General features: G+C 49.5%; 1 protein-coding gene. It reads right to left on the bottom strand.

Annotation, left to right across the window (positions count from 1 at the left end; all coding sequences use genetic code 11):
* Positions 1-51: 51 nt before the first annotated feature.
* Positions 52-1,083, bottom strand: coding sequence for an IS6 family transposase (locus TQ39_RS19865; RefSeq protein WP_050006811.1), 1,032 nt, complete (start codon positions 1,081-1,083; stop codon positions 52-54).
* Positions 1,084-1,182: the final 99 nt, after the last annotated feature.

The raw sequence follows: 1,182 nt of genomic DNA on the forward strand, positions 1-1,182 counted from the left end.
GGCACTGTAAAGTAAAAATGAAAAAATAGGACCCGAAAGCACAAAAAAGCTCTATGCAACGAGCAGAAGCTCGCGCTTACGCTTTTTGGGCAGATGGAGGCCGGCACACTGAGCCGGAGTAAGGCCGTTTAAGGCAGAGTGAGGGCGGACGAAGTTGTAGAAAAAGATGAACATGGAAATGAGGTTGTTGGCAGAAGCGAAAGAGGAAAAGCCCTGTTTGGTCTTGTACCAGGCCTTGAACTGTTTGTTAAAGCACTCAATGAGGTTGTTGGTAATGTCGTCGTGGAAGCTCTCCACGCGGATGTGCTGAACCCCATGCAGCGTCTTGACAGGCATCTGATAGGCGAAGTAACGGTCGCTCACAATGGCGCGAGGCGAGCCTAAATTCTTTACCGCTTCCAGTATGGTGAAAGCCTGAGGGCTGTCCCTGTGGCGGTCCAGATGGAAGCCAAGGACAAAGCGCGTCTCACTGTCCAGAATGAGCCAGAGGTAGTATTTCTTGCCCTGTATCTTAACGACAGTTTCATCGGCGTGCCACTCGTCAGAGTTGAAATTGAGCGCCGGAATGAGCTGTAAGGCCATGTTTTGGAACATCGGGGCGAAGTTGGTACACCAGTTACTGATGGTCGTGTGGGACACTTGGACATTCATCACGGTATGCAGAATCAATGCGATATTGCGGAACGAGTTCTTGCCCAGGTAGAACATGCTCAAGGCCGTTAGAATCACATGAACAGGGTAGCGCATCCGCTTGAAATCTGTCTTTCCAAAGAGTTGGGACATGGACGGAGCAGAGATAGCGGTAGGCTTCGGTACAAACATGGAATGGTTGCACTTCTTGTCACAGCAGCGGTAGTCGCTGTAGTGCTCCATATCATGGTGCAGGAAAGTTGCCTTGCCGCAAATAGGACAGGAAGGATAGCTCTTCGTTCGAGTATAAACACGCTCCGGCGTTTCCGGTGCCCACTGATACCAACACTTCTTGCAACGATACTTTTGATGTCCATGCGAATCTTTTCCGTAGCGATAAAAATCCGTTTTGTTGTTGCACTTCGGGCAGCTTATTTGATACAATTTTGCCATGAGGACTCGTCTCCTTTCGGGAGGTACGTGGGTTTGTGGTAAAACCATTGTACCAGAAGGGCTGACGGGTCCTCAACTTTCATTTAACTTTACAGTCCG

The organism is Ruthenibacterium lactatiformans, assembly GCF_000949455.1.
GTDB lineage: Bacteria > Bacillota > Clostridia > Oscillospirales > Ruminococcaceae > Ruthenibacterium > Ruthenibacterium lactatiformans.

Bases quoted from the DNA above. Each gene is read 5' to 3' on its own strand.
- TQ39_RS19865 (WP_050006811.1), bottom strand. From the start codon at position 1,083: ATGGCAAAATTGTATCAAATAAGCTGCCCGAAGTGCAACAACAAAACG.